The sequence below is a fragment of the Vibrio sp. SCSIO 43097 genome (assembly GCF_023650755.1).
GTDB lineage: Bacteria > Pseudomonadota > Gammaproteobacteria > Enterobacterales > Vibrionaceae > Vibrio > Vibrio alginolyticus.
In genome coordinates this window covers 162,328-178,309 of sequence record NZ_CP071841.1, presented here as the reverse complement: position 1 = coordinate 178,309, position 15,982 = coordinate 162,328, and the positions used below count along the sequence as shown (strand labels likewise).

Below are 15,982 nucleotides of genomic sequence, written 5' to 3'. Positions count from 1 at the left end.
TGACTGATTCAAATTATGAGATAACCTCAAAAACGTCGAAAGATTGATAATACGTTTCAAGGTAAGCTGGTTAATTTCTTTTCACAACAAGCCGCGCTGAAGGCTCCCGCTCTATCGTTGAGAACACGATTGCGCTAGCACATGGATTAGGGTATTCGGTCGTAGCAGAAGGCGTTCAAGACATGGACACACTGCATTTTTTGAGAAGTCGAGGCTGTGACATCATTCAGGGCTACTTGTTCTGTCCAGCCCTTAGACGAAGTAATAAGTTGGGTAAACAAACACGATGAAAAGCAAAACCGTATTAGACGCGCATAAAAAAGCCGAGCGCTTTGCTCGGCTTTCAATTCTTTTTGTAGCGACTTAAACCGTCGCTTTAATCACTAGTGATTATACGTCTGTACGACGGCCACGACCGTGACCACGTTCACCACGATGTGCACCACGGTGATCACCACCACGGTTGCGATCAAAACGACGTTCGCCACCTTCACGATTGCCATCGCGGTTGCCGTCACGGTTACCACGGAAGCCACCTTCGCGACGGCCGCCTTCACGACCACGGTTGCCGCCTTCGCGGTTGCCACGGTAACCACCGCCATCACGACGACCACCATCGCGACGACCACCGTCACGGCGACCACCACGAGACTCGCGGAAATCATCGAAATCACATACTACAGCACCAACATCTTGTTGACGGATACGTAGTTTGCTTAGCTTGTTCGCCGCGTCTGAAGTCATTGCTTTAGGTAGCTGTACGAATGTGTGACCTTGAGCTAGCTTGATCGCACCGATAGAACCTTTACCTAGACCTAGTTCGTTTGCTAGAGCGCCAACGATGTCTTTAACTTGAACGCCTTGCTCACGACCAACTTGAAGCTGGTAAGTATCCCAGTCTTGGTTGTTGAAGTTACGACCGCCATCGCGACCACCTTCACGACGCTCTTTACGACGTTGCTTGTCACGCTCAATTGCTTCAACCATTGGGTCTTCGCCAATGTAGAACAGAGGACGTTTGCCTTGCTGACGCTTAAGAAGCATAGCAGCAAGTGTTGCTGGGTCGATGTCTAGAGAAGTTTGTAGTTTCTCTACCAACTCAGCAAATTTGTCTAGTGCTTTGTGCTCTTTCTCTGCTTCAAGCTCAGCGCCTAGCTTAGCTAGACGAGCTTCAGCAACTTGGTCACGTAGAGGAAGTTGGATTTCTTCCATAGATGACTTAGTTACACGCTCGATAGTGCGAAGCATACGAATTTGGTTAGTGCGAACTAGAAGGATCGCTTTACCCTTACGTCCAGCACGGCCAGTACGACCGATACGGTGGATGTATGACTCAACATCAAATGGGATGTCGTAGTTGAATACGTGCGTAATACGTGGAACGTCAAGACCACGAGCTACAACATCAGTTGCAACTAGGATGTCAATAACACCTTGTTTGATGTGATCAACAGTACGCTCACGTAGAGACTGAGGAATGTCACCGTGCAGTGCAGCTGCTTTGAAGCCACGTGCAGATAGCCAGTCAGCCAGACGCTCAGTATCTTGACGAGTACGTACGAATACGATTGACGCGTCAGTTTCTTCAGTTTCAAGAAGACGAGACATTGCTTCATCTTTCTCTACACCTTTCACTACCCAGAACTGTTGTTGAACTTTGTCTACAGTGTGGTTTTTACCAGCAACGTCAACCGTTACAGGGTCACGAAGGAAACGTTCAACGATCTTCTTCAGCATTGGAGGCATAGTTGCAGAAAACAGAACGCGTTGTGCTGACTCTGGAGCGTGCTCCATGATCGCAGTTACGTCATCTACGAAACCCATGTTTAGCATTTCGTCTGCTTCATCAAGAACGAAAGTACTAACTTCGTCTAGGTGTAGACGTTCGCGATTGATAAGATCTTGAACACGGCCTGGAGTACCGACAACTACATGAGCGCCACTTTTAAGAGCACGCATTTGGTCGACAATAGATGCGCCACCGTAAATCTCTAGAACTTTCAAACCTTTGATGTTTTTACCAAGGTTTTTCATTTCCGCTGCAACCTGAATTGCCAGCTCACGAGTCGGAGCAAGTACAATCGCTTGCGGTTTGCGTTGGTTTAGATCGAGTTTGTTGAGAAGAGGCAGAGAGAACGCTGCTGTTTTACCTGTACCTGTTTGAGCTTTACCCAGCGCGTCAGCACCTTCCAATAGGTGTGGGATTGCCGCAGCCTGAATTGGAGTTGGTGACACGAAACCCATTCCGTCTAGAGCAGAAAGGATAGAATCATTCAGAGATAAATCACTGAATTGAATAACAGAATCTTGCATTGGGATCCTACTTAATTAAACAAAAAAACAGTCCCATATGCTCTTCCAATTCGATACTGATCCATCCAGATACTGATTCCATTCAGACGGGAACACAGCACAGTACACAACCGCGATAAGCCATTAGGGACGACTAAGGGAGGCGGATTATTCCTTAAAAGCATAAAAAAATCCAGAAAAAATTGAATTACATCACAATTTATTCTCAACAATGGTATTTTTAGCATATTTTTCCACCAACCCTACCATTCCCCGTAGATTCGCGTAACTCACAGATGAGAATTTCATCAATATTTAAGCCAATTTCTCGTGGTTAAATTGGCAAAATTCACGGCGAAATTACGCTCCACAGGTAGTAATAATAGCTCGCAATGATTATAGTGTGCCCAACTCCATAGGTAATTTAAGAAAAGATGTTTCAAGATAACCCACTACTCGCTCAGCTTAAGCAGCAAATCCAAGAAAACCTGCCTAAAAAAGAAGGCTCAATAAAAGCCACAGATAAAGGCTTTGGCTTTTTGGAAGTGGACAGTAAGACGAGCTTCTTCATCCCGCCTGCGTACATGAAAAAGTGCATGCACGGTGACAAAGTCATCGCCATTATCCGCACCGAAAATGAACGCGAAGTTGCAGAGCCACAAGAGCTGCTAGAACAAGCCGTGACTCGCTTTATTGGTCGAGTAAAAATGTTCAAAGGCAAGCTCAACGTAGCACCTGATCACCCACAGCTTAAAAAGCTATCTCTTAAAGCGAAACTAAAGAAAGGTCTAAAACCTGACGAGTTCGCCGAAGGTGATTGGGTTGTCGCACATCTTATTCGCCACCCTCTAAAAGGCGATAACTCTTTCTTCGTAGAAATTTCTGAAAAAATCACTGACGCGAATGATAAAATTGCGCCTTGGTGGGTAACGCTTGCTCAAAACGATCTACCAAACTCTGAGCCAGCAGGCATCGATAACTGGGAACTGAAAGACGACGCGGAGCTAGAACGCGTAGACATGACTCATGTTCCATTCGTCACTATCGACGGTGAATCGACTAAAGATATGGACGATGCGCTGTACGCGAAGAAAACCGTATCTGGCGATTTCGAACTCACCATCGCTATTGCGGACCCAACCGCTTACATCACACCTGAAGATGAAATGGATAAAGTAGCGCGTGAGCGTGGCTATACTATCTATCTTCCAGGACGCAACATCCCGATGCTACCTCGCGATTTAGCGGACAACCTATGTTCTCTGATTGAAGGTGAAACCCGCCCTGCTATTTGCTGTACCGTAACGGTAAGTAAAGATGGTGTGATTGGCGACGATATTAAATTCTTCGCGGCAAACATCAAATCACATGCACGCCTAGCATACGATCACGTGTCTGATTGGTTAGAAAACGGCAGCTCTGAAGCATGGACGCCATCTGAAGAGATCGCGACCATCGTTCGTGATCTTTATGAGTTCTCTCTTGCTCGCGCTGAATGGCGTGAGAAAAACGCAGTGGTCTTCCCTGATCGTCCTGACTACCGTTTTGAGCTCAGTGAAGATAACGATGTAATCGCTATCCACGCAGACATGCGCCGCAGTGCAAACCGTCTTGTTGAAGAATCCATGATTACCGCAAACATCTGTGCAGGTCGTACATTACGCGATAAATTTGAAACAGGTGTCTTCAATACGCATGCAGGTATCAAGAACGAGAAGATTGAAGAAGTGGTTCAACTTGTCAATCCAGAAGGCCAGTTGGAGTTCACAGCGGAGTCTATTGCTACGCTAGAAGGCTTTGCTGCGTTGCGCCGCTGGTTGGCAGCTCAAGAAACGTCTTATCTAGATAACCGCATTCGTAAGTTCCAAGCATACAGTGAGGTGGGTAATCAGCCTCTGCCTCATTACGCAATGGGTTTAGACATCTATGCAACTTGGACATCACCAATTCGTAAATACGGTGATATGATCAACCACCGTATGTTGAAGGCCGTCATCCTTGGTAAAGAACCCGTACAAAAACCAGATGACCAAGTAGGCGAAGAGCTAGCTCTACATCGTAAACATCATAAAATCGCTGAGCGAAATGTCTCAGATTGGCTATATGCACGCACGCTTGCTGATGAGCCGAGTAAGAAAACTTGTTTCACAGGTGAGATTTTCGATATTAATCGTGCAGGCGCACGTGTCCGACTTCTCGAAAATGGCGCAGCAGCCTTTATTCCTGGTGCACTAATTCTTGATAATAAAGAAAGAATTGAGTGCAATGGCGACAACGGTACCATCTCTATCGATAAAGAGGTCGTATACAAACTTGGGGATACATTGGAAATTGTCCTTACGGACGTAAACCAAGAAAACCGCAGTTTAGTTGCAAAGCCAACCCAGGTATTCGCTGAACAACCAGCAGCACAAACAGAACAGACTGTAAGTGAGTAATACCGAATGAAGTTAAAAGGCGCTCTATTGAGCGCCTTTTTTATTTGTTATGTAAAACGATAAGAAAGAGTATGCCGAACATTGAGATCATTCGCTTTAATCACTTCACTGCGCGCAAAAGTGAGCGTTACACTGCAACACATAATGGGTTATATATTGTTGAAGAAGGTGCCCTATTAGTTCATCAACCTAATGGCGAGCAATTTGAACTTAAAGCCGGAGATTTCACACTCTATAACTCCGCAGATCTGAGCAGTGCAGAAGCCGTCTCTAGTGACGGAGGCTTTAAAGCACTGGCTTTAGTCTTCAATCCAAATATATTCTGTGACTTTAAGAAAGCGCACCCGATGCTACGTTCCAAAACGGAAGAAAGGCGCTTCTATCCTTTTTCAACGCAATCCAGTAGCGAAGTAGCACAATTGAAGGACATGTTGGTTAAGTTAGCGAGTCGCAATGCTCCAGACTACACACAAAGCCATATCGCAATGGCATTGCTGTCGTTGATGGTTGAGGTAGAGCCAAACATCCTATCTATCATAGATGATGCAAGTAGCCTGAGCGACTCTCAAAAAGCCATTAAGTACATTGAGGGTAATATTGAAAAAGACATCACGCTAGAAGGCTTAGCGGCTCATATGAGCATGTCCATCGCGACCTTAAAACGTCGCCTCGCCGCAGATGATCTTTCGTTTTCTCAGATATTAAAGGTGAAACGGATAAACTTCGCAGCAACCCAACTGCGCAAGTCAGAAAAATCAATAACAGAAATAGCGTTTGAGTCTGGTTTTAAAAGTGCAGCGCATTTCAGTACAGCATTTAAATCCGTTTACAACATGACCCCCAAAGACTTTAGAAACCAAGTCGTTAAGCCTAAAGTATAAATCATGTCGGCATTCGCATCCGTTGGGCTCACCCTATTCCCAAAAACACGCTTGAGGATCACGCTCCAATTCGTTGAGTAAGTCCTCAAGCATTCGGCTAAATGGAAGTGGCTTATAAGGCACCCACCTTAACAGCTCGTTGTGATATGTGGGAACATAGAAATACCAAAGTTGGTTGTCCTCATCAAACATGATCTTCGCGACGGGAGAAGTATACTCGCTATGCTGGGAGTCGAGGAGAAAATGCGCCCGATGAAGCTCAACGCCATTTTCTACTAGCTCATAGAGGCACTTGCCCTGTTCGACAGGCAAGTTAGCATTACGCGCAGAGCAGAGCGATTGAACTGATTTGTATAAACGACTTGTCGCCATTTGGGACACTGACATCAACGTTCTCCCGATGGATGATAGTTAGAGCTGTCGATCCTAGTATATAACCTTTACATCATCACCGATGGTAGTTATCTACCTAACTCAAGTATAAGATAGCTATATTATCATTTGCCCAGATTATCATCTCAATCCACTTGGAAACGCTAGCTCCATCACCTCTTGACTAGAAACAATTCCCCTGTTTAACGCTAACAGTTCACAAAAGTGTAACCTGAACGCAATATCATAAACTCTGCTTTATCCCGTATATGGAGTTTAATATGTTACGTTTTACTGTGGCGACTTTATTGGCCATAGCAGTCTCCCTCCCTACCATTGCAAAAGAAATCAACATCTCAGGGTCAACGTCGGTTGCTCGTGTGATGGATGTACTTGCTGAGGAATACAACAAAACACACCCAGACGATTACGTTGCTGTTCAGGGCATTGGTTCGAGTGCTGGTATCACCATGGTCAATAAAGGAGTAGCCGAAATAGGCATGAGCTCTCGCTATCTGACTGAAAGCGAAAAAGGTGAAGATCTCAATGTATACCCTATCGCTTATGATGGCCTCGCTGTTGTTGTAAACCGTACCAACTCTGTAGAAAACCTTTCTCAGCAACAGCTGTTTGATATTTACAAAGGTAAGATTAAGAATTGGAAAGAGGTCGGGGGCGCAGATCAGCCTATCGCGGTGGTTACTAGAGAAGCGTCTTCAGGTTCACGTTACAGCTTCGAAAGCTTGCTGGGACTGACCAAAATCGTTAATGATCGCCTTGTCTCGGATATCAGCCCAAACAACTTGGTTGTAAACAGCAACAGCATGGTAAAAACCATTGTTAACCATAACACTCGCGCCATTGGTTTTATCTCTGTAGGGTCAGTAGATCGCTCGATCAAGGCGATTCAGTTAGATGGTATTGACCCAACCTCGACAAACATTAGCAATCATAAGTACAAGTTGGCGCGACCATTCCTAGTGCTATACAAAGTAGATAAGATTAGCGATGCAGGTAAAGGTTTTATCGCTTTCCTTCGTTCAGAGCAGGGACAAAAAGCGATTGCAGATTACGGTTATACGCCAGTAAAAAACTTTAATCAGTAAAAATGAAAAAGAGAGCACCTTGATGCTCTCTTTTACTATGTCGTGTTCTATCCGGTTTCGGAATTAGAAATGCAGTTGAATTACAGAGACCACAACCGCACCAGGTCGACGAATACCTTCAATTTCCACTTTAATTTCGCGCTCAATCTCCAAACCTTTTTTGATTGGCGTTACTTTTGTTAACGTGCTGACTGCACGAACATTATTGCCTGCTTTGACAGGGTAAGGGAAACGGACTTGGTTTAAACCCAAGTTAACTACCATTTTAGCTGTTGGGAACATTGGCTTGTCTGGATCGACTGAATCCGTCAGTTTAGGCAGCAATGCTAATGTTAAAAAGCCATGAGCGATAGTTGTCTTAAATGGAGATTCAGTTGAAGCACGCTCTGGATCAGTATGAATCCATTGCATGTCTTCCGTTACCGCACCAAATTGGTTAATACGTTCTTGAGACACATGAACCCAATCACCAGTGTGAATAACTTCGCCAATTTTTTCACTTAACTCGTCATAAAGCTTTTTAGCCTCAGGTGCCATTACGATCGGTGCAGGTTGAGGTGCAACTTCTTCGTTGACGGCTGGCTGCTGGTGATCACGAACTTTTGAGAAAAGAAAGCTATTTTGAGCTTTCCCCAAAAAGTCACTCCAATAATCGCGTAACGTTGGAGACATCCAATTCATAAACTCGGATTGATGAGCAGAAATCGCATCAACTTTGTCTTTAAATAGATTTGTGACCTTCATAAACACCCTTAAGAATTCTAAGCACAACTGGCTATACCAGTTAATTTTGAATTAGTTCACAAAGTCTTGCAAATACTTTCGGGCGAACACATGTACCCTAAAAGCATGTTATGTCTTATATATCAGCAAGATAACAATAAAACACCATTTTATTGACGTGCGCCAATATAAAGTAAAAACTCTACAAATTGGTACTTTTTGTCCCTTTTTCACTCCGTTTTCAAACTGTCCAACATCACATCAGTGATCATAGAACAAGCAAACAGTACTTCTATTATAATTCAGCACTTTACAAGTCAGACTATGCTCCTTATTATACCGCCCACAACGGAGAGATGGCTGAGTGGTTGAAAGCACCGGTCTTGAAAACCGGCATACGTTAATAGCGTATCTAGGGTTCAAATCCCTATCTCTCCGCCATTTTTCTTACGCATTAAGCCCTTGATTTTCAAGGGCTTTTTCGTATCTACAGTACTGCAAATCACTTTCATGACAATGAGGTGAGACAATGTACTTACAAAAAGCGCCAAACGGCGTATATCAGACTCGCATTTGCATCCCTAAGACTCTACGGGGGGCTGGTTACCCATTTGATATAAAAGTTAGTTTGCTAACCAAAGATCGCTCACAGGCGATAGAGCGCAATTTTAAAATGGCGTCTTGTATCAAGCTAGCTCTTGGCCAAGTTGAATTAACCAAACCTGTAGCATTCCAAAAATTTAAGGTTGTCCTTCACCGTCAGATAGATGAGCTGCGAGAATCTTTCAGCTCGCCAACAGCCTACAAACTAACCCCTGAAACCGTTGCGTATTTTGAAGATGACATTGTTTCAGACATTCCAAGTAATATCGATCTAACTAACCTTGAAGAGACTGAACCGAGCGTAAAGAGCATCTCTGCCGAAGTAGTACCTTTTACTCAGTTGCTTGAGCGATTTCTAGAAAGTAAGAAGAAGCGTAATGTTCGACAGCTTACGATCCATCAACTTGAGCAACGCATAAGTCACTGCATCAATTTCCTTGAAAAGGAGGGCATAAATCGGAATACAGTCAGTAGCTCTGACCTAGATAATTATATAGATCTGCTCTACTCTGAAGGACGTTCTACCAAAACCAACAAGGACTATTTCTCAGCAAGTAAGCAGTTCTTCAAATGGCTAAAATCAAAGAAATATATTCCTAATAACCCTGCTCAAGACTTAAATCCCCAGTTCAAAAGTAAAAAGCATGTCTCTGAACAACGTGAGCGTTGGACAACTGATGAACTGACATTACTAATTAAAAGTCCAGCGTTTACTCAACAATCGCTGGACTTTCAGTGGATCACTAAACTACAGCTCTTTCATGGGTTACGCACTGGCGAAGCTTGTCAGCCATATATCCAAGATATTGTTGTAGATGATGAGATCCCATATTTTCGAGTCACCGACCAATCTAAAGATCAGCACTTGAAAAACGAGCATGCAGTTCGAAATGTCCCTCTTCACCCTGCGATTCGTGATGATTTCGTCATATTTTGCGAAAGCCGCCGTCATAAAGGCAATGCCCCTCTATTCGATTACTCACCGCTCGGACCAGATAAAGATTGGACTAAAACGTATCGAACGCAATTCGGGAAGCTACAAACCAAGTTGGGTATGCTTGCTGGCAAGCGTCCTACCGCTTATGGACTACGCCACACATTCATTGATGTTCTTAAAGAGCAGGATGTTCCAGAACATAGCGTTGCCGAGGTTGTTGGTCATACCAACCCGAATATGACCTTCGGTCGGTATGGGAAGAAACATAAATTAGAGAAATTGCTTGAAATCGTTAGCACGTTCCAAATGGATCTAGAGGGGTAATTATGCAAAAACTCAGTCAATCGCTACGAAAAGCTATTGTTCTAGCACTCGAAGAGGGAGCTTCATACCGCGATCAACTCGATCTATCTCGCTTTCTAGCAATGGGGGTTGCGATGGAGCAGATTCACCTTATTGATACAGCGATATCTCTGCTACAGATCCATCCTTATTTGAACCAACACGACTTTGAATCAAAGTACGGTGTACAAAAGGTTCAGCTTACGATTGGCAGCGTGAGTAGCTTTAAGAACCTTCTCAGTCTAGAGGAATATACTTATCGCGACTGGTTAAAAATCAATAAGCTGACTGAAAATGAACCTCTTTGCTTACCATATTTGGTGTATCAATATTTCTCAGACGAAATTCGTCGCGATTTTATGAACGGTGCTTATCTTGTGGATAATCTACAAATCCAACTCGGCTCCAAGCAGTTAAATAGCTTCAAGTTTAAGTGTGGAACTACTGTTGGTATCCCGACAGATGTATTTGACATCATGATCTTTATTTTGATTTCGCGTTTTGGTAGGTACACAGGCTTTAAAATGAACTTAACTGACTCGGTACTGCATCTTTTCTCGCATACAGATAGCGTTGATATAGAAGTCCGTACCTATGCAACCGAGTTTTCGCATCGTACACAACATTCTGTATGCCTTATAGATGATCTCAACGAATCCAGTCCAATGCGCAAAGTGCGAAAGATTATCAAACTGGAGGAGTTTTCCATTTTTCACAAATGTAACTCAAATCGTGAGTTACTAGACTTGTTAGATTTTAGCTGAGGGGAAAAATGATGACTAACCAAGACGGTTCGCCAAAACTAACTTTAGATATAATGCAGCAAACTCTTCAACAAAAGTGTGTCGCCTCGGTGCTGCTGGGTGAAAATGGTACGTTACTTATGCAGTATGGCGACCACGTTAAAGTCTATGAAAATGATACATCAGCGTTTAATGCAGCGAAGCTATTAAGGCTAGTATCTTCAGCACTGTAACCCTAATATTTATTCTTCTATGAACCCCACAAGACGTAGTGTAGTTATTTGCACTACGTCATTTTTCGCTACTTGCGTCACATTAATTAAATTTAATGGTAAACGTTGTAATCTCGCAAGGGAAGAAAATACGATAAGTTAGTTAGCACTTACACTTATAAATATCAATAAGTTACGCTATGAAAAATATTCCAGATATGTATATTTTTCTTTATTATACATAGACTTACATTAAAGTTAATTATGCGTAACTATTGTGTAAAAAGAAACGTTGTGGTTTGATAATAAGCAAATAAACCAGACCATTATACATAATAAGGCTCCGCCAGAAGAGCCGCCCTTAATGGCCTATCACTCTATAGGTCTAGAAATGAACCCTACGAAGAAAAATGAAAAATCCCCTCGCCTGAAGTCTCGAATTAAAAAAGCTCGGAAAGGCACTCGCAAGTCTGACATTTCATTAAACAAAGATGATTACCCGCTAAGCTCAGTCGCCCAAGCTGTTTGTCATGAGCTAAATACTAAAGCGCTTGTTGTTGCTGAATCAACACTGAACGGAATGAAGACTCACGGTCGACATATCATCCTACACTTAGGTGATAAACCACTATCTGAACTTACAATTGAAGATATTGATGAACTCAAAATCACACTTCTCACACAAGGCAAAAAAGGCAAGGTCATTAACGGTTGTTACACTATCTTACGAGCCGTCTGCGATAAAGCTTGTTCCTCGGAACAGCAGAAAAACGACTTGATGGAAAAAATCAAAAACCTGAAAGTTGTCAATGATGAACCATTTCCTTTAACTGAAGATGAAGTACGTCAATTATTGTTGACTTCGACCAACCTTCAAATGGCTAAAGATATGACCGTCTTCGGTATTCTCTCAGCTCTTCGTATTAGCGAGCTAATCTGCGCATGTTGGGAAAATATCGAGTTTTATACAGAGGAAAGGATTGAAAAGTGTCGACTATACGTTGATTTAGCTAAACCATTAAACAAATACAAAGTAACTAAAACAGAAGAGTCTGAACGAACAATTGAGTTATCGCCAGAAGCAGCTCAATTACTCCGTAAACTCGAACGACTAACGGGTGACAAAGCACCTATAGCTATTGACGTTGTACAACGAGATAACATCACAGTTAAACGAGAAAAACGCAGGTTTGTTTTTTTAATGAGCAAACTGGTCATCCGTGGTTAAACCCCAAACAATTCGCAAAACAGTTTTTTACTGGGTTTCTCCAAGAAGCTGGTGTAGCACATCGAGGCCCAAACCAATTGCGACATACGGGAGCGTCGATACCTTTTAATCGAGGAGTTAGTGTCGCATGGATTGCTCAGTTACTTGGGCATCGAGACGTCAGTATTGTAGAAAAGCACTACGCAAAACGTAATAAAGTGAGCTTGAAGAAAGAGCAAGTCAAAGCAGATAAAACAGTTACAGAACTATTTAAAACGACAGATGAAAATAGCATTGTCGTACCTAATGACATTGTTGAAATTAAGCAAGCAGCGCAACCCATCGCCAGTGATGACAAAGCATTTATACAAAACTTACTCGAATTAGCACGTGCTGCAAAGAATGACAAACACAGAGAGCAAATCTACAAAATTATCGATGATACGCTTAAAGGTGGACAGTAATTATGAATACTACTTTGTCTTCCTCTCTTCCTGCCTTCCTCGGTCAGGAAGAAAGTCTTGTATCGCTCCGTGAAAGATTTTCCGCTGAACTGGAAAAGCAAGGCTATTCAACAGAAAAAGGTAAAACTATTGACGAGTATGCCTCAGCATTTAGCGATTCAAACACAGCACCCACTTCAGCAAAAGCGCTTCAAAAGCGTGTTGGTGGTGATTTTAAGCGAGTAGCGATCGCTTTCAAAATACTAAGGAAAGCTACAAAACCAACTACTATCGTTCGTAATAAAGCGCTGTGGTTTGTTGACTCTGAGCAGCGACTGACTTCTGCGCTTCAAGCCGAAATGTCTATCGTTTGGAAGGCTTTCGATGGTGAGGTTCAACAGCTCGTTAGCGCCCATACCCAAGAATCTCTTAAGCAAATTGATGAATTAGAAAAAGAAAACAAAGAGCTTGTTGAGTTCATTGACGAATTGCAAAAGCAGATACGGCAAACTGATTCACAGAGTCAAAAGTGCAATGAGTTAGAAAATAAACTTGCTCAATCAGAGCAAGTTGCTTCTGACTATCGGTCTCAAATTGACCACCAACAGCAAAAGCTCGACACGTTACTGTTGGTAAACCAAGAGCTTGTTGTTGAACGCACTCGCGCGAAAATGTTAAATGAGCATGTCGCTTCATTAACTCGCGATAAAGAACGTCTACAAGAACACAACACTAAACTCATTGAAAGTCTCACGAGCGCTCATCCAGATTGGTATTTCGGCGATTTGAGTGATGAAGATTCCAGCTTATCCGAAGAATTCCATGTCGACGACGGTGTGGAAAATTGATGTAAAAGCTAAAGAGCAAGGTTACCCCAACCCCGTATGAAGTTTCATCGGGTTGGGGAGCTAAGCGGCTGCTTAGAATCGCTTGGGCTGCGCCCAAACCCCTGAAAGAATACCCCAAATAATAATCAGACCTACAGAATAGGCACTAATATGACTAGAAAATACAAGAAAAAGCAGATGGCTGAGCACTATATTAACGATCCAAAGCTTACCGAACTGTTCGAAAAATCACTTGATAACTGTGTTAAACACAACATTAAAATCAGCAAAAACCGTTTGAAGAAAGATACTAGTTTAAAATCCGCTGAAGTAGATGCGCTTTACCAACACTACTGCGAAGCAAAAAACGCACGCGTTGAGATGAACTGCACTCTGCTGGATAAAAAAATCTGGAAGAACAAAGCTAAGCAAGCTAACAAAACTGTGTCACAGATTTTGTCTGAATCCTTATATAAAACTCAAATCATCGTACCTTTTGCAGAACAGACTAGAAAAGAGATGTTAGGCGTAATCAATGAACGTGTACGCTTTAATTCACTGCTTAACCAGACCGTGAAGTGGTGTAACACTCACAAGTCTGGTGCTGAAGCTATTCAAATACTCCTTGAGCTGAACCAACTTAATAAAGCCTTTGAGCAGCATGATTTACGTGTCATGAATATTCTAGCGAAACCATCTGTCGATCACCATTACCGAGTAGTTAAAGTAGACCCACTATCGGTGGACGCATGGCAGTAATTTCATTTTTCCGAACCAGCGGTATTGGGCAATCTAATTCGCAAGCAGCAACTGATTATCTCTATGGTCCTCTTTGCAGCCTCACTGAAGAACAAAAACAAATTTACAGTGAGGCTTATCAAATGCGCAAGTCTGCCAGAGAAGCGAACGACATACAGACAGAGTGGGAATGCGACTATATTCTCCAGCAGCAGAAAGGAAAACGCCGAAAGCCGCCACCAGAAGCGATTAATGGCAATCGCAAAGCAGTCGAATACGCAATTGCACATACACCTCACCAACATAAATATGTTTCTGGTGTGATTGCTCACGCGTTAGAAGATACAGATAAGTTACAAGCCAATCCAGAAATTGAAGCGGAATGGCGAGAATTATTCGAAGACTTATGTTTTGCGGGGTTCCCCACCAATGAACGTCTTATCGATTGGGTGCGTCACACGCACCAAGGCAATATAGAAAACCATTTTTTGATGCCAAGGATTCACCTTGCAACAGGATTGTCATTCAACCCTGCACCACCTGGGCATGAAAATGACTTTAACTTGTTACGTGATTACTTGAATTTAAAGCACGATTTAGCTAGTCCAATTGATGCCATGCATAAAAGGCTAACTCAAGAAGGCAAAGGCTTCGATAAGCGCTATAGGCTCAAGGAAGAAATCAATCGCTGGGTCAGTGACATGATTGCTAATAATCGAGTAAACAACCGCAATGACATTATACAAGCACTAAGTAGTGATAAGTTTAAAGAAAAGATCGGGGTTACCCATATTAGTCAGTCAGATAATTTTATACGCTTGCATTTTCAGGACAAAAAGAACGTTCGCCTGAAGGGCTTTGTCTTCACTTCCCTATTCAGTTCGAAAGAATCACTGACGCAATCCTGTGAAAGCATACAAAGCAAGGAAGAAAGACTACATGAACTAAAAAGTAAGCTGGATAAGGTCATTGCAAAACGAGCTGACTACAACAAAAGTCGCTACCGACTTGCACGTATTCAACCTGAAAAAAGCATAACGAAAGCGTATTACTTACCGCCCAATTCAAGATGGACAGCAACGCCGCCTTTTTACATACCGCAATCTCAGGCTAATTATGCACACATGCCTGAATTTAACCCATCCCTTAGAGGACATGAGATGGTTAAGCAACTTGAAGAAATCAAGGCATTGGCTGAACGAAACGCAAGAATAGCGCTAGAGCAGTATCACGAACAACAAAAAAAGTTTATCCAAGAATGGATGAGTTTTTTACTAGAAGGGAAAATAGAATATGAGCAGCATCGAGAAGCAATTAGCTTCACAAATTACGTCATTGACGAAGAATCAGCAGATTTCAAACGAGCATTTACTCGCTATGGTCGAGACACAGAACGAGTTTTACTTGAACACGATAAAAGAAATTCAAGAACAGTATCAACACGAACGCAAAACAATCTTGAACGACATTATTCAGGCCAATCAACTCATGATCCAAGAATATCAAGCCTCAGTAGAGAGCTTGAAAGGGCTATCGGCAGCATCAAACGAAATATCCGTATCCACGAGACAGCAAATCAAGAAATTGGAACATCGCTTGAACATGCTAGAAACTTGGCAGAAAGACAGCGGGACAGCTATCTCGAACTTGGTCGAGCTTTTGAAGTTATAGCTTCCGAACCGCAATTGAAAGATGAGCTGAAATCGCGCTTGGTTAGAAATGAAACACGTAAGACGTTAAGAATGAAGAAAGACGATTTGAGGAAAATTCTTAAAAAATTAAGGGAGCCACAAACTTACGGAACAGAAGGGGTGAATCGATGAGGCGTACTTGAACCCTAAAAAGCGCGCGGAGTAATCATCGGCGTTACTGAAATGAAAATGCCCACTACTTGCTTAAAAGCAGCGGAAAAAACTGTTCGAAATGTTCCGAAATATGCATTAGCGTTCGAACCATGTAAGGTTATTAATTTATGTTTCATATGGCGGATGCCTTCTTACAATCTAAATGCTTGTCCAACCAACAGATGCGAGCACTCTGTTAGAGTAGTGGGTAACCTCTGTTAATGTAGACTTCATTTTTCATAAGAATAACACAGAGTAACTTTCTGATTTATTT

Annotated in this window: 14 protein-coding genes, 1 tRNA gene and 1 pseudogene; 13 read left to right on the top strand and 3 right to left on the bottom strand. The window is 42.6% G+C overall.

Features of this window, described 5'->3' with window-relative positions; all coding sequences use genetic code 11:
* Nucleotides 1-113: 113 nt before the first annotated feature.
* Nucleotides 114-290, top strand: a complete 177-nt coding sequence (locus tag J4N40_RS24670; RefSeq protein WP_373921230.1) for an EAL domain-containing protein — start codon at nucleotides 114-116, stop codon at nucleotides 288-290.
* Nucleotides 291-390: 100 nt separating this feature from the next.
* Here J4N40_RS24670 and J4N40_RS17160 read toward each other — a convergent pair whose 3' ends face one another.
* Complete coding sequence (locus J4N40_RS17160; RefSeq protein WP_248525413.1) at nucleotides 391-2,313, bottom strand: DEAD/DEAH box helicase; 1,923 nt, start codon at nucleotides 2,311-2,313, stop codon at nucleotides 391-393.
* A 413-nt stretch (nucleotides 2,314-2,726) separates the two neighbouring features.
* Between J4N40_RS17160 and rnb the strand changes: the two genes are divergently transcribed.
* Nucleotides 2,727-4,730 (top strand): exoribonuclease II, encoded by a 2,004-nt coding sequence (rnb, locus tag J4N40_RS17155; RefSeq protein ID WP_017635749.1) that lies wholly within the window; start codon nucleotides 2,727-2,729, stop codon nucleotides 4,728-4,730.
* 71 nt (nucleotides 4,731-4,801) lie between these two features.
* Nucleotides 4,802-5,611, top strand: coding sequence for a helix-turn-helix transcriptional regulator (locus tag J4N40_RS17150; RefSeq protein WP_053307810.1), 810 nt, complete (start codon nucleotides 4,802-4,804; stop codon nucleotides 5,609-5,611).
* A gap of 33 nt (nucleotides 5,612-5,644) precedes the next feature.
* On the opposite strand, the gene J4N40_RS17145 is transcribed toward J4N40_RS17150, so the two are convergent.
* Nucleotides 5,645-5,998 carry a DUF3024 domain-containing protein gene (locus tag J4N40_RS17145; protein ID WP_017635751.1) on the bottom strand — a complete coding sequence of 118 codons (354 nt, stop codon included), beginning with the start codon at nucleotides 5,996-5,998 and terminating at the stop codon, nucleotides 5,645-5,647.
* 266 nt (nucleotides 5,999-6,264) lie between these two features.
* Here J4N40_RS17145 and J4N40_RS17140 point away from each other — a divergent pair, with 266 nt between their 5' ends.
* Nucleotides 6,265-7,089: a phosphate ABC transporter substrate-binding protein gene (locus tag J4N40_RS17140; protein WP_017635752.1), complete on the top strand. Its 825-nt coding sequence runs from the start codon at nucleotides 6,265-6,267 to the stop codon at nucleotides 7,087-7,089.
* Nucleotides 7,090-7,152: 63 nt separating this feature from the next.
* Here the strand turns inward: J4N40_RS17140 and J4N40_RS17135 are convergent, their stop codons facing one another.
* Nucleotides 7,153-7,833 carry a MaoC family dehydratase gene (locus J4N40_RS17135; protein ID WP_115386709.1) on the bottom strand — a complete coding sequence of 227 codons (681 nt, stop codon included), beginning with the start codon at nucleotides 7,831-7,833 and terminating at the stop codon, nucleotides 7,153-7,155.
* 329 nt (nucleotides 7,834-8,162) lie between these two features.
* Here J4N40_RS17135 and J4N40_RS17130 point away from each other — a divergent pair.
* From J4N40_RS17130 to J4N40_RS17090, 9 genes and pseudogenes are all read left to right on the top strand, one after another.
* Nucleotides 8,163-8,253: transfer RNA gene (locus J4N40_RS17130), tRNA-Ser, on the top strand.
* 88 nt (nucleotides 8,254-8,341) lie between these two features.
* Nucleotides 8,342-9,676 (top strand): tyrosine-type recombinase/integrase, encoded by a 1,335-nt coding sequence (locus J4N40_RS17125; protein ID WP_250654612.1) that lies wholly within the window; start codon nucleotides 8,342-8,344, stop codon nucleotides 9,674-9,676.
* 2 nt (nucleotides 9,677-9,678) lie between these two features.
* Complete coding sequence (locus J4N40_RS17120) at nucleotides 9,679-10,458, top strand: hypothetical protein (RefSeq protein ID WP_065788139.1); 780 nt, start codon at nucleotides 9,679-9,681, stop codon at nucleotides 10,456-10,458.
* 8 nt (nucleotides 10,459-10,466) lie between these two features.
* Complete coding sequence (locus J4N40_RS17115; protein WP_130201316.1) at nucleotides 10,467-10,670, top strand: hypothetical protein; 204 nt, start codon at nucleotides 10,467-10,469, stop codon at nucleotides 10,668-10,670.
* Between the two features lie 271 nt (nucleotides 10,671-10,941).
* Entirely contained in the window at nucleotides 10,942-11,877 is a 936-nt protein-coding gene (locus J4N40_RS17110) for a tyrosine-type recombinase/integrase (RefSeq protein WP_250654611.1), read from the top strand.
* 56 nt (nucleotides 11,878-11,933) lie between these two features.
* Nucleotides 11,934-12,320: pseudogene (locus tag J4N40_RS17105) on the top strand (tyrosine-type recombinase/integrase); the annotation flags it as partial.
* A 2-nt stretch (nucleotides 12,321-12,322) separates the two neighbouring features.
* Nucleotides 12,323-13,147 carry a hypothetical protein gene (locus J4N40_RS17100; RefSeq protein WP_250654610.1) on the top strand — a complete coding sequence of 275 codons (825 nt, stop codon included), beginning with the start codon at nucleotides 12,323-12,325 and terminating at the stop codon, nucleotides 13,145-13,147.
* A 150-nt stretch (nucleotides 13,148-13,297) separates the two neighbouring features.
* The gene (locus J4N40_RS17095) at nucleotides 13,298-13,885 is read left to right on the top strand and encodes a hypothetical protein (protein WP_250654609.1); all 588 of its coding nucleotides are present in this window, start codon (nucleotides 13,298-13,300) and stop codon (nucleotides 13,883-13,885) included.
* Complete coding sequence (locus J4N40_RS17090; protein ID WP_250654608.1) at nucleotides 13,876-15,687, top strand: relaxase family protein; 1,812 nt, start codon at nucleotides 13,876-13,878, stop codon at nucleotides 15,685-15,687. The genes J4N40_RS17095 and J4N40_RS17090 overlap by 10 nt, the downstream gene beginning before the upstream one ends.
* Nucleotides 15,688-15,982: the final 295 nt, after the last annotated feature.